The sequence below is a fragment of the Chryseobacterium sp. CS2K3 genome, assembly GCF_059515185.1.
Map to the genome: position 1 here is coordinate 153,440 of NZ_JCAKRW010000002.1, position 19,812 is coordinate 173,251.

8 protein-coding genes are annotated in these 19,812 nt (G+C 36.9%); 5 read left to right on the top strand and 3 right to left on the bottom strand.

Annotation, left to right across the window (positions count from 1 at the left end; genetic code table 11):
* The first annotated feature begins 220 nt into the window (after positions 1 to 220).
* Positions 221 to 1,048, top strand: coding sequence for an ion transporter (locus tag AC5YGG_RS03850; protein WP_496143124.1), 828 nt, complete (start codon positions 221 to 223; stop codon positions 1,046 to 1,048).
* Positions 1,049 to 1,091: 43 nt separating this feature from the next.
* Positions 1,092 to 1,250, top strand: coding sequence for a hypothetical protein (locus AC5YGG_RS03855; RefSeq protein ID WP_496143125.1), 159 nt, complete (start codon positions 1,092 to 1,094; stop codon positions 1,248 to 1,250).
* Positions 1,251 to 1,455: 205 nt separating this feature from the next.
* On the opposite strand, the gene AC5YGG_RS03860 is transcribed toward AC5YGG_RS03855, so the two are convergent.
* From AC5YGG_RS03860 to dnaE, 3 genes are all read right to left on the bottom strand, one after another.
* Complete coding sequence (locus tag AC5YGG_RS03860; RefSeq protein WP_496143126.1) at positions 1,456 to 3,837, bottom strand: T9SS type A sorting domain-containing protein; 2,382 nt, start codon at positions 3,835 to 3,837, stop codon at positions 1,456 to 1,458.
* 124 nt (positions 3,838 to 3,961) lie between these two features.
* Positions 3,962 to 7,471 (bottom strand): T9SS type A sorting domain-containing protein, encoded by a 3,510-nt coding sequence (locus tag AC5YGG_RS03865; protein ID WP_496143128.1) that lies wholly within the window; start codon positions 7,469 to 7,471, stop codon positions 3,962 to 3,964.
* A 371-nt stretch (positions 7,472 to 7,842) separates the two neighbouring features.
* A complete protein-coding gene (gene dnaE, locus AC5YGG_RS03870) occupies positions 7,843 to 12,522 on the bottom strand; it encodes a DNA polymerase III subunit alpha (protein ID WP_496143129.1) in 4,680 nt (1,559 codons plus the stop codon).
* A gap of 269 nt (positions 12,523 to 12,791) precedes the next feature.
* On the opposite strand from dnaE, the gene AC5YGG_RS03875 reads away from it, so the two are divergent.
* From AC5YGG_RS03875 to AC5YGG_RS03885, 3 genes are all read left to right on the top strand, one after another.
* Positions 12,792 to 14,945, top strand: coding sequence for a S8 family peptidase (locus AC5YGG_RS03875; RefSeq protein WP_496143130.1), 2,154 nt, complete (start codon positions 12,792 to 12,794; stop codon positions 14,943 to 14,945).
* A 522-nt stretch (positions 14,946 to 15,467) separates the two neighbouring features.
* On the top strand, positions 15,468 to 17,564 hold the full coding sequence (locus AC5YGG_RS03880) for a S8 family peptidase (protein WP_496143131.1): 2,097 nt from the start codon (positions 15,468 to 15,470) through the stop codon (positions 17,562 to 17,564).
* A gap of 75 nt (positions 17,565 to 17,639) precedes the next feature.
* A complete protein-coding gene (locus AC5YGG_RS03885) occupies positions 17,640 to 19,712 on the top strand; it encodes an alpha-ketoacid dehydrogenase subunit alpha/beta (protein WP_496143132.1) in 2,073 nt (690 codons plus the stop codon).
* The last annotated feature ends 100 nt before the right edge of the window (positions 19,713 to 19,812 follow it).

The window sequence follows — 19,812 nt, forward strand, 5'->3', positions numbered from 1 at the left end:
AACTCCATTTAAGAATATGTTAAAAAATAAATTTTTATTTGTTATATTTTATTTGTAAATTAAATAAGCTAACTCACTGAAAACCATGATATTTAATTGTAATAATTCACTTTTTAATGACAGAAAAACTTTTAACATTTTAAACTTTCTTTTAACAGTCAACTATTTAACCTATACTTCGCTAAAATTATTAACTTCGCTGTGAAATAACTTAATTTAAATGGAAAGAGAACATAACCTTGTTCCTGAAGACAAACTTTGGAAAAGATTCCTTTATCGAATCATTTACCGCTCCGATACGAGACTCGGAAAATTATTTGATATTATATTATTATCTTTAATTCTCGCAAGTACCGCCATTATTATGATGGAAAGTGTACCGCTTCTGGACAAAAGATACCATTATACTTTTCTTATTTTAGAATGGGTGATTTCTATTTTCTTTACTATTGAGTATTCTATGAGGATTGCAGTGGTAAAAAATAAACGGAGCTATATTTTCAGTTTCTTCGGAATCATAGATTTTCTGGCTTTGGTCCCTTTTTATCTAAGCTTCTTCTTTCCTATCACAAAATATTTCCTGATATTCAGAATGTTGAGAATGTTGAGGATTTTTAGAATCTTCAATTTGCTGGATTTTATGAACGATGGATATCTTATTGTAAGGGCATTAAAAAACAGCTCAAGAAAGATTTATATATTTCTTTTATTTTTAATCATTTTCTCCGTGATTGTAGGTTCTTTAATGTTTATGGTAGAAGGAGGAAGACAAGGGTTTGAAACGATTCCACAGTCTATTTACTGGGCTGTAGTAACGGTAACAACTGTTGGATACGGAGACGTTTCCCCTATTACTCCATTGGGAAAGTTTTTTGCGGTTATTCTGATGCTGGCTGGTTATTCCATTATTGCTGTTCCTACGGGAATTGTAACGGCTGAGATGAGAAACAAAAGACAGAATCTTGAAAAGGTTTGTGACCGTTGTGGCAACGAAGATATTGATGATGATGCAAGGTACTGCAAACAATGTGGCAAGAAATTAGCTTAATATTTGGTATTAGTTTAATCTATTCACCAAATACCACAAAATCATGGAACCAAAAAAGAAAAACAAACCGAATAGCTTAGTCATCATTCTCTTTGTACTTATCGTGCTTATGATTATCATTTACTTTATCCTTGTCACGTTCTTCCCTACTGTTTTCGATCTGATGAATACAGGTGACATACAACCTGTACCGAATAAATAAAGTGATCATTGATAGATATTACTTAGAATAAAAAGATGATCAGAGAATTCTCTGATCATCTTTTTTATAGTCAAGTCATCTTGATTTTATAAAGAGTCTATGTTTTCCAACATCGATTTTTTCAAACCTTTTTTCCAAGGCGAGACGACTTCAGTATTCAAAAAACAAAAAGACGGATCTGGATCCGTCTTTTATGAATTACTAACTATTTTTTAATTGTTTTTACGGTTTGTTTAGATCCGTCTTTCATATTCAGTACTACAATATACATTCCTTGTTTTAGGTCTCCTAGATAAAGAGATGAAGAAGGTTTGTCTATAGTTTTCACCACTCTTCCGGAAACATCAACAATGTAAATAGATTTCACATCCTCTACTTTTGAAATATTTAAAAACTCAACGAATGGATTCGGATAAACTTTTATTTCTTTTTTAATCTTAGAAGTTTCTGAAGTTCCAAGCGTTTCTCTATTAATTGTAATGGTAAAGGTTCCTTCTACTTGATCTTCATCATCAGCATACCCCCCTACATTTACATAATATACTGTTCCGGCAACTGTTGAAACCGATATAGCTTCTCCTTCTGCCGTAGAACCATCATCAACACTTCCTACACAAGTAAGGTTATCACAGCTGCCTGAGAATACTCCAATTTTAGCATCAAAATAACTATCTGTCGGCATTGATATCGCAATATCATAAGTAGAACCGTCACCTGTAAAAGTAAACCATGTTCCATCATTCATTCCATCGTCAGTACAAGCCGTGATAAATCCGTTATTATTAGTTGCTCCCGCTGCATCAGATTGAGTATATGTGTAAGGGAATACGGATGCCACTAAAGCGCTTCCACAGTCATCATTTGCAGGAGGCGGAGGTATTGTGCCAATACAGATATCAAAACTTTGAGCTTCATCAGCATACTGTGTAAATACTCTTACATAGTATGTTTCTCCTACCGTAAGATCAGAAATCATTTTAGATCCTTCATAAGATGGCACACAATCAACGTTTGCCAAACCTGTACAATCACCACTAAATACCTGGAATGCTGCTCCATAGCCATATTCTTCTCCAATAGAAACTAAATTGCTTAATGAAATAAAATGCGAAGTTGCAGTTGCTGTAAATTTATACCATACATCATCATCAGCTTCACCATAACAAGGGGACGCATCTATTCCTGAATCTGTTGCCCCCAATGTATGTCCTGATGTTTTGACTCCACAATTCATATCCTGATTAACAGTAAGTGTTACCGCACTGGTACAATCATCATTGGTAGGAGGTGGCGGCAATGTTCCTACACATATAGTAAAGCTTTGGGCATATCCCTGACCAAAATAACTGTATACTCTTACATAATAAGTTTCACCAACTGTAAGGTTTGAAGCCACTAAAGATTCACTATCACCACAAGCAACACTTGCTAAGCCGTCACAGCCTCCACTTAAAAGTTGCATATTAAGATATGTGCTGCTTTCTGCTCCTACTGAGGTAATATTGCTAAGCGATATAATATGAGCGGCTTGGGTAGCTGTAAATTTATACCATACATCATCATCTGCTTCACCGTAGCAAGGATCCGGATCCAAGCCTGAATCTGTTGCAGAAAGTGTAGATCCGGCAACAGAGCTGACGCAATTCATACCAGGATTCACTGTTAAATTTACAGCAGCCGTACATTCGTCGTTTGCAGGCGGAGGAGGTAATGTTTTAAATTTCACTTCTGTACAGCTTGAGGAATCTCCTCCTGTACCCACTGAAATCACTCTTACATAATAGGTTGTATTAAGTGCAAGTGGTGCAGATGGAGTAAAGGTTGTTGTTGATATTAATTGTTGATTAACAACATCCGTTCCACCTGGCGTTGTTCCTATCGAAATCTTATAACCTGTAGCACCAGACACCGAAGACCATTTAATTTCTGGTGACACTGGTACTGTACTTGAATTATTCACAGGATAAGTTATAGTAGCACACAAAGGAATAGGGTTAGGCGTAAGCCCTGTAAAAGCAATCACTGATCTGTAGCCTATGAAACTGCCTGTAGGAGGGCTAGCGGGATCAGGGTCATTATCATCACTTCTGTATGCAAGTGTCTTATTCTGTCCTGAACTTGTGCCAAATACATAGAATATATTATTACTATCATATCCTGGAGCATTTTCATCTATTGCAACTACTAAGTTCTGAGTGTTATTATACGGAAATGGTGTTGTAAATGTTACTTCCACCACTCCATTTTCGTTAGTAACGTTTCCTGAGTACACTTCCGTTAATTCACTAAGAGGCAGCCAACTGGAAGTGGAGGTAAAATTAGACGTTGAGGCATGTCCAAGATAAACAACCCATTCATCAGAATCATCAATGTTTTCGTTAGGCTTCATGTAAAACTTAAGACCGGTAATATTACCGGCTGCATTGGCATTGATTTCCTGTTTTGTAAAAATCTGTTGGGTATAGGAATACCCATAAAATGTATTTACGGGTGCAATTCCCGTGCTTGTGCTTCCGTCACCTAAAGTAATTTGAGCACTAAGAATCATGCTTACTGACAGCAAGCAGAAAAGTAAGATTTTCTTCATATACAATTTATTTAAGGAGTTATTAGATTACCAATTTAATAATATTTTTAATACAACATTAAAAAAATATTAAAAAAAAGCGACAACCGTTAAGTTGTCGCTTCAAATAATTATATTGATAGGTTTATTTCTTAATTGATTTTATCACCTGTCTGGAACCATCTTTCATATTTAATATTATCAGATACATTCCTTGCTTTAAGTCTCCCAATTGAAGAACTGATGAAGGAGTATTGATTGTTTTCACTACTCTTCCTGCAAGATCTACAACGGATACCGATTGTACTTTAGATGAATCCGAAATATTCAGAACATCGGTAAATGGATTCGGATAAGCTTTGATATCGCTTTTAACGACTGAAGTTTCAGACGTTGACAAAGATGCATCATAAGCTGAGATTTTAAAATCACCATCCGGCTTTGATCCGTATCTCCAAACACTTATATAAATGACTGAACCCGGCGTTTGCCCTGTAACAGAAACTTTAGAGAAAATATTAGTCGTGGTAACAATATCGTCATTACATCCTAAAGAAGTTAATGATCCGCAAGTTCCGCTGTACACTTCCATAATAGAATCATTGAATGATGAACCCGGTGCTGCACCAGTCTCAATTGTAATACTTCCTGACGGCGGAACAACAACCGAGAACCAAACATTATTCACATTGTTAGATGCCGTGCTTACACATGAAGAAGTTCCATTTGTAGTAGCGGAAGCATTGCTTGCTATAATTGCATTTGCATTAAAATTAGCACCAGGAGTCAATGCTATAGCTCCCGAGCATTCGTCATTAACAGGTGGCGGCGGTGGTGTGCCCACGCAAATCTTAAAGTTATTTGAATATCCTGAACCGTTTGAATTGTAAACTCTAACGTAATAAGTTTGCCCTGCCGTTAATCCTTCAACTAAAGCAGTACCTGAAGTGGAACATTTAACGCTTGTCATTGTTCCACAAGCTCCGCTAAATACCTGTAAATATAAACTTGTAGAAGAATAGATTCCTGTAGAAACGATATCAGATAATGTAATCACATGTGAAACTCCTGTAGCTGTGAACGTATACCAAACATCATCATCCGGAGTTCCTGAGCATGAACCCGTTGACACATTGGAATTCGTTGCACTTGTTGTAGTTCCCGCTGTTACCGTTGTACATGTTAGAGTAGGATTTACCGTTAAAGGTACCGCATTTGCACAATCATCATTGGCAGGTGGCGGTGGTGGCGTTCCTACACAGATATTAAAGCTATTTGAATATCCTGAGCCATTTGAATTATAAACTCTTACATAATAAGTCTGCCCCACTGTAAGTCCTTCAGCCATGGTCGCATTTACCGTTGAACATTTAACACTGGTCAATGTACCACACGCTCCACTCATTATTTGCATATATAAGCTCGTAGAAGAGTTATTTCCTGTAGAAACCACATTAGACAGAGTAATTATATGAGAAGGATTAGTCGCTGTAAAAGTATACCAAACATCATCATCGGCGGTTCCTGTACACGGAGATATCGCCACGTTTGAATTGGTAGCACTATGAGTAGTTCCCGCAGTTACTACAGCACAGTTCGTAGTTGGATTTACCGTTAAAGCAATAGCACCCGCACAATCATCATTAGATGGCGCTACCGGTGTTGTTACACAAATACTAAATGTATTAGCATTTGCAGGTCCTGTATTAGAGTTATAAACTCTTGCATAGTAAGTAGTCCCTGGTGTCAAGCCGGTCAATATAGCTGGTGACCCATAACTCGTATCACATAAAACACTTGTCATAGAACCGCAAGCACCGCTTAATACTTGTAGATATAAATTTGTAGATAAAGATGTTCCTACCGACACCACATCTGTTAAAGCAACAACATGAGATGCAGAAGTTGCCACAAACGAATACCAAACATCATCATCAGCAGTGCCTGTACACGGAGCAATTGCGACAACTGACTCGGTAGCCCCCAGGGTAGTTCCTGCTATTGGATTTGTACATAATGAACCAGCACTTACCATCAAAGGTACAGCATTTGCGCAGTCATCATTAGCAGGTGCAGCAGGCAATGTTCCAATACAAATATCAAAACTAGCTGTATAATCACTACCAGAACTATAGGTATAAACCCTTACATAATAAGTTTGTCCAGGAGTTAATCCCGTAACGGTAGTACTATTTGGATCACTGCAGACTAAATTGGTAAAGTTTCCACAAGTCCCACTTAATACCTGAAAATACATATCCGTTGTAGTGCTAGCTCCTGTTGATACAATATTAGATAAAGTAACCGTATGCGTCGCCTTGGTAGCTACAAAACTATACCAAACATCGTCATCAGGCGTACCACTAAGACCAGAACAAGTTGGCATACCTGAAGAAGATATTGCCCCGGCTGTATTTCCTGTTCCTTTAATTGCACAGCTGCTCATATCAGGATTTACTCCTAAAGGAATAGCATTTGCACAGTCATCATTGGCAGGCGAAGGATATTTTGTTGTAAATTTTCTTACCGTACATGATGCAGACGTACTGTTTGTACCCTGATATGAATTTACAGTATAATAATAAGATGTATTGTAATTTAGACTTGAAGGAAAAGTATATGTTAATACATCACCTAAATCAACATTATTAAGAATCTCCGTTCCTCCGGAAGTTGTCCCTACAGTTAATCTATATCCCGTAGCACCGGAAACAGCAGACCAGCTTATAGCAGGTGTAATTCCCGTAGCCGTAGCATTATTCGTAGGTGAAGAAACGCTAGGACAAGCTATAACCGCAGTAGTAAAACTGCTTTCTGTACAGTTGATAGCATTACCGAAATTATTTGTAGGAATAACTTTTACATAATAAGTAGTGGAATAGTTCAAAGTATTTGCAGCAGGAATTGTATAAGTAACAACATTTCCGACATTTAAATTATTGATTATATCAGTTCCGCCAGGGGTAGTTCCTACATTAATTATATAAGCTGAAACTCCTGCTGTAGGATTCCATTTAAGCACTGGAGTTCTGGAAACACCTGTTGCAGCATTTACCGGGGCAGTTAATGTTGTACAATTTGGAATACTTACCACAGGTTGATTTAATTTTACCTCATCAAAGCCAATATAAAAATCTGCCGGTGATGTGTAGCTACCAGTAAGTTTTAATTTAAAATTAGCTCCAGCCGGAACAGCTCCCGCCGGAAGTGTTCCCGATACAGTGGTACACGGAACCGGAGTTGCGTTCGGGCTATCAAGAACTACAGGGTTCATTAATGGCACCCACGTTGAACCACCATCAATTGAATATTCCGCAGTCACACTACCCTTGATAACACCTGCTGTTCCAAATCCCTTCGCAGCATATTGGAAAGAGTAATCAAGTGCTAAACCGTTTGAAAAAGTTGTAGAATAGATAATACTTTGAGAGGTAACACCGGAATAAATATTTCTGTATACCATATTTGTTCCGGCACAAGCGGTACCACTTGACCACATTCCGACAGTACCATTTTGTGTTGCGGATGACGGCAGCGCAGAATAAGTCCATCCCGAAGGCAACGAAGAACTTCCCTCAAAGCCATCATTGACCTGGATCTGTGCTGAAGCCCCTACTCCGAGAGACAACAAGCACATGAGTAGAATTTTTTTCATAAATAGTAATAATAATAGTTAGGCGATAAATGTATAAAATATTTAACACAATATCATAAATTATTAAAATTTATTAATTAAGAAATTAAAAAACAATATTATTATTACATAAAATTAAACATATATTTAATTTTAACACATATCAAACAATTCAAAAACAATATAAATAACCTGATATGAATCAAATAGATACATAATAAAACCAACCCCTAGCTGTCATCTATAAAACACCTTATTGATCCAATAAAAAGTATAAATTTGGTAATAGTTCCCAACTTTTACACTTGATCTTATTGAACATACAATTGATTACATACTAAAACAAAAAAAGTGGCAAAAAGCCACTTTTTAAAACAAAGATGTTGTATTGTTTAATTTAAATAGAATTCATATTTATTAAGCAATTGAATTTCCTTGATCAGGTCCCCGTTGAGGTCCACAGAATGCTTCATAGACTGCACTTCAATATGAGAGTCATCTTCAATATTTTTGATAAAGAATTTTAATTTCTGATTACCTTTATTTCTATCAAGAACCGTTCTGAAGAAATCCAGATCCTCAGGTCTTACATCCATAACATCCATGACAAGAGAGATACTTTTTGCAAATCTTTCAAATGCTTCCTGAAGCTCAATCACATCATTCACATTCACGAATACTCTTCCGTCTTTCACCTGAGCAAATTTAATCTTGAAGATCACAAACCTCTGAACCTCCAGTTTTTCCTTCAACCTCATATAATCCCGGTCTCCCAATCTGAAAGAATAAGAACCCGAATAATCCTCCAATGTCACAAAAGCTACTTTTTCACCACTTCTGAGCCCATCCTGAACTCTATATTCGGTAATTAAACCTGCAACAGTATATTCTTTACCGCCACCACCATTTTCTCTTTCTTTCTGAAGCGTTTTCCAGTCTTTCTTCTTCTCTTCAAAGAGTTCATCCGGCTTATTGGCAAAAGCCTGTTCTTTATAAGCATCCACCTCATCGAGATTCAAAAATCCAAAAGCTCCTTTTGGTTCTGCTTTTTTCGTAGTTTCTTCTACTACCTCTTCTTCTCCAGCAACAATATCATCTGAGATAATTTCTGTAATATCCGCTGCCTCATCCTGAGAATCAACTTCTAAAACAGGAGCATCATCCGACACTGCTTTTTCTTCTTCTTCCTTTTCCAGCACATTTTTTTTGGAAAGTCTACCCTGCATGAACTGGAATTGATATTTAAATTCATCCAACGGGTGAGCAGAAAGATAGAATCCAATGATTTCTTTTTCTTTATTCAGCTTATGCATATTGGGCCATTCCGGACAAGGAGGTAATTTTGGCTGCTCAATCTGAACTTCATCTGCAAAATCTGCAAATAATGAATGCTCCATTTCATTTTTACTTTCCTGGAAACTCTGTCCGTATCTGATCAGTCTTTCAAGATTTGTTCTACCCGCCATATCAATATCAAAATACTGACCTCTGTGGAAAACATCCAATTCATCAAAAGCTCCGGCAAGCACTAAACTTTCCGCTACTCTTTTATTCATTTGAGAAGGTAAAATCCTTTCAAAGAAATCATAGATATTTTTAAATCTTCCATTTTGTCTTTCTCTTGTAATTGCCTCACTTGGTCCTTCCCCAATTCCCTTTATTGCACCTAGACCAAAACGGATTTGTCCTTTTTCGTTTACAGAGAATTTATATTGGGATTCATTTACATCAGGTCCTAAAACATCCACTCCCATACTTTTACAATCTTCCATAAACATGGTGATTGAGTCCGTATTGTTAATGTTATTACTCATTACACTCGCCATATATTCGGCAGGATAATTCGCTTTTAAATAGGCTGTCTGATAAGCAATAAATGCATAACAGGTAGAGTGAGACTTATTAAATGCATATTCAGCGAAGGCTTTCCAGTCATTCCAGATTTTCTCTAGTCTTTCTTCATTCAGATTATTTTTTCTTCCGCCTTCAATGAATTTAGGGTACATTTTATTAAGAACGTCGATCTGCTTCTTACCCATTGCCTTTCTCAAGGTATCTGCTTCACCCTTTGTAAAGTTTGCCAGTTTTTGGGACAAAAGCATTACCTGCTCCTGATAAACGGTAATTCCGTAGGTTTCCTTTAAATATTCCTCTGTTTCCGGTAAGTCATAAACAATCTCTTCAATTCCATGCTTTCTGTTAATAAAGTTTGGAATATATTTAATAGGACCAGGTCTGTATAATGCGTTCATTGCAATAAGGTCGGCGAAAACCGTAGGCTTCAGCTCCCTCATATATTTTTGCATCCCGGGACTTTCATATTGAAAAATCCCTACTGTACGTCCTTCTTTAAATAGTTGATAAGTTTTGGTATCATCCAGTGGAATAAGATCCGGATCAATATCTATATCATATCTTGCCTTTACGAGCTTTAATGCATCTTTAATGATGGTAAGCGTTCTCAGTCCAAGGAAGTCCATTTTCAGAAGACCTGCACTTTCAGCCACCGAGTTATCAAACTGCGAAACTAAGATATCAGCATCTTTTGCAGCAATCGTCACTGGTACCAGGTTACTCACATCTTCCGGGGTAATAATTACACCACAGGCATGAATTCCGGTATTTCTGATACAGCCTTCCATTTTTTTAGCACTTGCTAATACTCCATGTCGCGCATCATCAGGACTGTCAAGAACATATCTCATTTCATCAACGAGCATCTGTTCTTCCGGTTTTAATTTATCATATTTAGCTAAAGCTTTTGCAATGTTCATCCCCGGGCTCGGAGGTATCAGCTTGGCAATATTATTTGTATCAGGAATAGGTACATCCAAAACCCTTCCGGCATCTTTAATGGCAGATTTTCCACCTAACACCGAATAAGTAATGATCTGTGCCACCTGAGTTTTTCCATATTTTTCAACTACCCATTTGATAATTCTGTCTCTACCTTCGTCATCAAAGTCAATATCAATATCAGGCATTGAAACCCTTTCCGGATTCAGGAATCTCTCAAAAAGGAGGTCATATTTAATGGGGTCTACATTGGTAATTCCAATACAATAAGCTACTGCTGATCCAGCAGCTGATCCTCTTCCCGGACCTACCCAAACCCCCATATTACGGGCTTCATTACAGAAGTCCTGTACAATAAGGAAATATCCGGGATATCCTGTATTGGCAATTACTTCCAATTCGAAATCAAGACGTTCTTTAATTTCCTCAGAAATTTCAGTCATAATCCCTGAATCAACATATCTCCTTTTTGCTCCTTCATATGTCAAATGTGTAAGATAAGCCATCTCACCACGTTTTCCTCCGTCTATATCGTCCTCTGGATGAATAAATTCTTCAGGAATATCAAATTTTGGAAGAAGTACATCTCTTTTTAAGGTATAAGGTTTAAACTTTGCAAAGAATTCTTCGTAAGCTTCAAATGCATCAGGATACGCCAGAAACGCTTCCTTAATTTCATCAGAATTCTTAATATAATATTCTCCGGTTGAAAGTCCTCTTCTCTTACCAAATCCCTTTCCAATAGGGGTTGACAGTTTTTCACCATCTTTGATACAACTTACAATATCCTGAATGTTGGAATCATCCTTATTAGTATAGAATGTTTCGTTCTGAGCCAGAATTTTAACATTATACTTATCAGCAAAATATAATAAAACTTCGTTTAAATGCTCTTCTTCAGGCAGTTTGTGGTTTTGAAGCTGTACATAGAAATCATCCTCAAAAGTATCTTTCCACCACTTGAAAAGCTCCTCACCTTTTTGCTCCCCCGTATTCAGGACCGCATCCGGAATATCTCCGAAAATACCCGATGTTAAAGCAATTAAGCCATCTTTATATTCAGCAATCAGCTCTCGGCTTATCCTAGGAACTCCGAAATAAAATCCTTTGAGGAAACCTATACTGGAAAGTTTTGCCAGGTTTTTATACCCATTAAAATCTTTTGCCAAAAGAACTACCTGAGTCCTTCTATCCGGATCATCTTTGGTAAACTGTTTTTGCTCATAACGTTCTGAGATATAAAACTCACAGCCCACCACAGGAATTAAAGGGTCAGCAATCGGTTCCTGTTCATTAAATTCAGTTCCGTTTTCTTCTGCTTCCTGTTTTTTTGCTAAATATTCTTTATGTTTTTTCGCACGATCACTATTCGCTCCTTCTACCGCTGAAACAAATTTGAAAGCCCCCATCATATTCCCAAGATCTACCATTCCGACAGCAGGGAAATTTTCTTCAGAAGCTTTTTTAATCAGGTCATTAATACTTGAAGTTGCCATCAATGTAGAAAAGACACTGTGATTGTTAAAATTGAAGTATTTACCTAGATCTATCTCATCAATACTTCCGAAATCCTGTTGTTTTTTCTTATTGTGAAAATCAGCAACTTGCCTTCTGATAACAATATTGAAAGGCTTGATCGGGTCCGGATAAAGGCTTCTGAAGTAACTTAACTGATCTTCTGAAATCTTCAATACATCAGCAGGAACCACTCCTATCCTTACCATTTCAAAGAAAGCCCTTGCCGTGGCATTTACGTCGGCTGCTGCATTATGGGCTTCATCGAATTTATTACCGTATAGTTTTTCGTAAAGTTCTTCAAGTTTGGGTGGCTTAAATCTTCCTCCTCTTCCTCCTCCCAGTTGACAGAAGTCGGTTCCTAAGATCATGGTATCTGCCTTAGGTTTTTCCTGTAAGTTATCCTTTATATTTTTTCTGTAGAATTCTGCCCCTACAATATTATAATCAAACTCTACATTGTGTCCGGAAACGACTCTTATCTTTTCAAGAACTTTAGAAAATTCTTCTAAAACTTCCTGAAGATCTCGTCCTTCTTCATTGGCAATCTTCGTCGTTATCCCGTGAATTCTAGCTGCATTGAAGGGAATATCGTATCCTTCAGGTTTTATTATATAATCCTGATTTTCAATTAAATTACCATCATCATCATGCACCTGCCATGCAATCTGTACCATTCTTGGCCAGTTATCAGAATCTGAAAGCGGAGCGTTGAAATTTTTTGGTAAACCGGTTGTTTCTGTGTCAAAAATTAAATACATATAATTTTCTAACTTTTATAAAAAAGAGAATGTAAAGTTACTTCATTTTTTTCAATAACTGATGTAAAACACCAATGCAAACAATGATTAATATTTTACAAATTCACAAAACAAAAACATATATAAAATTATAAATAAATACTTTACATCAATAATAAAATTCACTTATTACAAAGCAAAAAAATAAATTAATTACACAAAATATTAAAAATTAAATAATTTTAACATATATTTGAACAATTACAATTTTTAATATTTTACTAACCATTATGAAGAAACATTTACTTTTGGTCGGTACTTTAGCGATTTCAATGCTAAGTGCGCAAAACAATGAAGGATTAAAAAGAGAGTTTGAAAGACAAAACAAAGAGAACAGCGCTAAGTTTGACTCTTATGTTGCTAAAAAGTATGGAAGCGCTGCAAAGTCAGCTGACATTCAGAAAAAAATCGAAGAAGAAAGAGCTAACCTTGCAGGATTTTTCCGTAACAAACCTTATTTCTACCAAGCAGATGATCAAAATCAAATTTTGAATAATAATGTAGATGCTTTAACTACAGCGGGTGGCGTTGCTGGATTGGCAGGGTCTTTCAATGGAGAAGGAATACTTTATACCGTATTTGATGGAGGAAGAATTTATGCTGCACACCCTGCATTTAGCAATACAGCTGGCAGAATCACTAACAAAGAAGCTGATACAAATTTATACAGTGCACATTCTACTGGTGTTGCCAGTATTATAGGTGCAAAATCATCCCCCCTAACTGCAACAGCACCTAATGGGACAACGACTACCGGAAATGCAATGGGAATAGCATTAAATTCAACAATGAATTCTTATAGATTTGCTACAACTACCCTACCTGGTAATACAACTACAAGTAATGTATTTCAAAAAATAGTCATAGCTCAGCCGAAAATTTCCAATCACTCTTACGGTAGTAATTCAGGATGGAATATCGCGACAGTTTCCGGTGCAACCGCTCTGGTTTGGAATGGTGATTACTATCCTGCTACTGCTACTGAACCTTATGCTACTTTTGATCTGCAAGGCACCTATTTTTCCAATGATCAAAACTATGATAACATTGTATATACCAACCCTACAAATGTTATTGTAAAATCTGCAGGTAATTATTTTGGTATGGGACCTGCCTTACCAGGTGCATCAGCAGCTCCTAAATATTACACAAACGAAAATGGAGCTCTTACTTTATTTACAGCAACAGATACTCTTCCAGCAACAAACTGTGGCAACGGTGGAGACTGTATAGGACCAGGCTCTCTAGCTAAAAACATTATTGTCGTAGCTGCTACAGAAGTTATCACTACTAATAACTTTAGATATACCGCTCCAACAGATGTTGTAAAAGCTGATTATAGTAGTGCCGGACCGAGAGATGACGGAGGTATTAAACCAGACATTGCAGCTCCGGGATCAGATATTTGGATGGCATCAACTGCAGAAAACACTACAGGAAGCGTTACTTGGCAAATCAACAGTGGAACTTCAATGGCTGCCCCGCAAGTAACAGGAATTATCGGACTTTGGATGCAAATATATAAATCAATGTTTAATAATGCAGATATGACCGCTGCTACAGCTAAAACACTGATGGTACATTCAGCGTCTGAAGCAGGAACTGTAGGTCCTGATGCATGGTATGGCTGGGGATACATCAACGCGAAAAAAGGGGCTGAACTTTTAGTTGGAAAGTCTAATAATACTGTAATTTTCAATGAAGAGACTCTAAACAATGCAAGTACAAATACCAAAATCGTAAAAGCTTCAGGAAGTGAACCTCTTAAAGTAACGATTTCCTGGATTGACCCAGAATTTAAACTTCCTGCAAATCTGAGTTGGGAAGCAGCATACAATAACCGAAACACCAGGCTTATAAATGATCTAGATCTAAGAATTACCGACACCTCTACGAATACAGTATATATGCCATGGAAGCTTAATCCTATTAATCCAACAGCTCCTGCAACTAAAGGAGACAACACTGTTGACAATATAGAGCAAGTAATTATTGACGCTCCTGTGGCAGGAAGAGACTACAAGATTGAAATCCTTCACAAAGGAACATTGGTAAACAACGCTACTCCAGGTGTTGCAACTCCTCAAAATTACTCAATCATTGTAACAGGTCATACTACAGGTTCATTAGGAACTAAAGAAGGCAGTAGAGCTGTAAGCGAGCTTGCTATCGCACCTTCTATTACTAAAGATATAACTAATATCTTAAATGCTCCTAAAAAATCTACATTCACAATTTATGACCTTTCTGGTAAAAAGCTACATAACGGAAGCATCAACAGTGAAAAAGAAGCTGTAGACTTATCTGCTTACACAAAAGGAATTTACATCATTGAAATAAAAACCGATAAAGATGTAGTAACTAAAAAAGTGATTAAAGAGTAATCTTATCACCGTGAAACCTATATAAAGGCACTGAGAAATCAGTGTCTTTTTTTTGCATTTAAATTAATTCCCTTACTCTATTAATTCTCATTAAAATTACACACGGCATCACTAGCAAGAACAATTACTATTGATTTATCAACTTAAAAAAATCAAATATTGGTAATCAAAACATTCCACTCTTACAATTCAATCAAATCTCTCTTTACCTTTCATTTAATTCATTAAAAACGAAACAAAAATCTTCAATTTCATAATTACTGATACCAACCTGATCAAAAAAATAAATTATATTTTTTACAAATAACATAAAATTATGAACACATAAATAGTTTTTAAATAACAATTTCCTTTAAAATGCAAATAATCAACACAGAATCAGAAACCAAACAACATTATCCATACATTTGATAAAAACACACAACCTTTACATATTTTATAAACATTATGAAAAAAATCTTTATTTCGATTAGTGCATTTGTTGTAATACTATCAAATTCACAACAGAAAAAAGAAACTCTGATGAAAGAGTTTGAAAAACAGAGAATAGAAAAAAACAAAAAATTTGACAGTTATTTCGGCAAGCAAATCCGAAACGAAAAAAGTAAAAATCCTCTGGATAGAATTTTACAGGATTTTAGAGAACAAAAAAGAAGTCTGGCAGGCTTTACACCAAGTGGAATCCCCTTATTTTATTCATCCAATGACCACAGGCAATCTATAAACTCCAATGCTGATTTTATACAAAGCGGACAAATCACAGGATTAGCAGGCTCATTTAATGGAGAAAATATTGACATCACAGTATTTGACGGCGGAAGAATACTGGCAACCCATCCTTTCTTCAATAATATTGCCAATAGAATCACCAACAGAGAGATTGCGGACAGTGTCAGTTACAGTTCACATTCAACAGCTGTAGCAGGGTTTATCGGATCAAGACCATACAACTATACCGGTACATTTACAAACAATGCAGGTATTGTATTAGCCACATTTACAAACCTCAACCTTCAGGGTGTAGCGCGAAATTCTACAATGAACTCCTATTCATTTGATGACACTACATTACCCGGAAATACAACAAGGAGCAATGTTTTTCAGAAAATTCTGATTGCAGCTCCAAATCTATCCAACCATTCATATGGAATCCCTCAAGGCTGGCGACAAGACGAAGCAACGGGAATATGGATATGGAGTGGAACATTTACAAGCCCTGCTACTGCTACCACTTTAGAAGGTACTTATCAGGCTGAAGACAGAGATTATGACAAAATTATCTACAGCAATCCCTCATATATTATTGTAAAATCATCAGGAAATACTTTTGGTGATCGTCCTGAGGCTGGTGATGACAAAATCTATCCTAACATTAACTTCAATCCAGCTTTACCAGCAGGTCCAGGTAATTATCGCTGGGTTGAATTTACAGAGACAGACACTTTCCCTCCACAAAACTGTTCCAATGGTTATGATTGTATAGGTGCCGGATCATTAGCAAAAAATATTATTGTTGTAGGAGCTAATGATGTCATCACAGCCAATGACGGGCGATATTCTACCGCTGCTAACGTAGTTCACTCTGAATACAGCAGCGCCGGACCAAGAGATGATGGCGGAATCAAACCTGATATCACTGCCACAGGTACAAATGTCGTATCAGCAGCTACAAACGCCCTCGGACAGGCTGGAATTTCCTATGGAAGCGGCACTTCCTATTCTGCACCTACCGTTACGGGAATTATTGGTTTATGGACACAAATCAACAGACAGCTTTTCAACAATGCTTCCCTTAATGCTGCTTCTGCAAAAAATCTAATGATCCATTCCGCTCTGGAAGCCGGAAATATTGGTCCAGATCCTTGGTATGGATGGGGATTGATTAACGCTCAGAAAGGAGCTGAACTTCTTGTTGGCAAATCTAATCATACTGTAATATTTGATGACCTGATTCTTGCTAATGGTATTCCTAATACTTTAAATGTATCTGCTTCAGGAAACGAACCTTTAAAAGTAACAATAGTTTGGACCGATCCTGCATTTACCAATCTTCCTGCTACAGATTTAGCAGGTTATAATGTAAGAGCTTCCAGGCTGATCAATGATCTTGACCTTAGAATTACAGACACTTCAAACAACACAACCTACATGCCTTGGAGACTTGATGCAAATAATCCAATGACACCTGCTACTACAGGCGACAATACGGTAGACAATGTTGAACAAATCATCATCAATACTCCTACAGCAGGAAGACAATATCGAATTGAAGTGAGTAACAAAGGGAATTTAGTCAATGACTTAGGGACTGCAGCATCACAAGGATATTCCATCATTGTCACAGGTCATAATGAAGTATTAGCTACCCAAGAGTCAAAAGCGGGATCTTTAGGCAGTCTTTCCATAGCTCCTACAGTTACAAAAGATGTCACAAACCTCCTGAAAGCACCTAAAAAATCTACATTCACAGTTTATGATATGACCGGTAAAAAATTACATAGCGGAACAGTCAGCAATGAAAAGGAAACTATTGATTTATCGACATATACAAAAGGAATTTATATCATTGAAGTAAAAACAGACAAAGACATTATCACTAAAAAAGTGATTAAGGAATAATCATCAAAACCATAATTTTCTTACAAAATACTAACAGTTGTTAGTATTTTGTTTTTTTATGTATATTTGCTTTCTATGGAAAATACACTTCACGAAAAAGTTTCTCAGGATATTTTACTTAAAGCGTACAATCATATGATGCTGGCTAAAGCAATGGCCGACATTTACGAAGAAAACAGAAACATCTGTAAATACGTTCACAGTACTTCAAGAGGCCACGAAGCCATCCAATTAGCAACAGCCTACCAGTTAAAAAAAGAAGACTGGGTATCTCCTTATTACAGAGATGAAAGCATCCTTTTAGGAATCGGGTTTGAACCGTACCAGCTGATGCTTCAGTTATTGGCTAAAGCTGAAGATCCTTTTTCCGGAGGTAGATCCTATTACTCTCACCCTTCAAGCAGAGATGAGAACAAACCAAAGATCATCCATCAGAGTTCCGCTACCGGAATGCAAACTATTCCTACTACCGGAGTTGCACAGGGGATAAAATACATTCAGGACTTCGAACTTCAGAATTTTGAAAATAATCCTGTCGTAGTTTGCAGTCTTGGGGACAATTCTGTAACAGAAGGTGAAGTAAGCGAAGCTCTACAGTTCGCAGCATTGCATCAACTTCCTATTATTTTCCTTGTACAGGATAATGAATGGGGAATTTCCGTAACCAAAGAAGAAGCAAGAACTTGCGATGCTTATGATTTCGTAGCAGGATTTTCAGGATTAAGCAGAATGAGAGTGGACGGAACTGACTTCGCTGAAAGTTTTGAGGCAATGAAAAAAGCCGTTGATTTTGTAAGAACAGAAAGAAAACCTTTGGTTGTTTGTGCAAAAACAGTACTAATAGGGCATCATACCTCAGGAGTAAGAAGAGAATTCTATAGAGATGAAGAAGATTTAACAAAACATAGAGCTAAAGATCCGGGAGAAATCCTTAGAAAACAATTGCTTGAAGCAGGCGTTGACGAAGATCTTTTAAAACAAATTACAAAAAAGGCACGTCTTGATGCTGAAGAAGCTTTTGAAAGAGCTAAAAATGCAGAAGATCCAAAGCCTGAAACAGTAATGCAGCATGTTTTTGCTCCTACCTCAATCACGGAGGAAACAGGAACGAGAGAACCTGCCAACGGAGAAAAAATTGTAATGGTAGATGCTGCCATTCATGCGATACAGGAATTGATGTGGAAACATCCGGAAGCTCTTCTTTACGGACAGGATGTAGGAGAAAGAATTGGTGGTGTTTTCCGTGAAACAGTAACGCTAGGAAAAAAATTCGGAAGCAAACGCGTTTTCAATACGGCAATTCAGGAAGCTTATATCATTGGCTCCACAGCTGGAATGAGCGCTGTAGGATTAAAACCTATCGTGGAAGTACAATTTGCTGACTATATTTATCCGGGAATCAACCAATTGATTACTGAAATTTCAAAATCAAGCTATTTAAGTCAGGGAAAATTCCCTGTAAGCAATATCATCCGCGTTCCAATTGGAGCCTACGGAGGTGGTGGTCCTTACCACAGTGGAAGTGTTGAGAGTATTTTAGCCAATATCAAAGGGATTAAAATTGCTTACCCAAGTAATGCCGCTGATTTCAAAGGATTATTAAAAGCGGCTTATTACGATCCGAATCCAGTTGTAATGCTGGAACACAAAGGATTGTACTGGAGCAAAGTTCCGGGAACAGAAGATGCTAAAACTATCGAGCCGGCAGAAGATTATATCCTTCCGTTTGGAAAAGGTAAAGTAGTGATAGAAGCCGAAAAAAATGAAACTGAAAAAGGTAGAACCTTATTAATCGTTACTTACGGAATGGGGGTTTACTGGGCTAAAGAAGCTGCAAAAAATTTCAATGGAAGAGTTGAAGTTATTGATTTAAGAACTTTAATTCCTTTAGATGAAGAATTGGTTTTTGAAAGAGTAAAAGCGCATGGTAAATGTATCGTACTGACAGAAGAACAGCTTAACAACTCTTTTGCTGAAGCATTTGCTCACAGAATTTCTAAAAACTGCTTCCAATATTTAGACGCACCGGTAGAAGCAATGGGATCTTTAGACACTCCTGCGGTTCCTATCAACCTGGTACTGGAAAAAGAAATGCTGCCAAACGCTGAAAAACTCAGCAAGAAGATCGAAGAAATGTTCGCATATTAATTATACAAAACCTCTAATTTTTTAGAGGTTTTTTTATTAATTTTAATCAACAGAACAGATAACCTCGTTTTTGGTATCTATTTTGTTTGTATGCACTCCT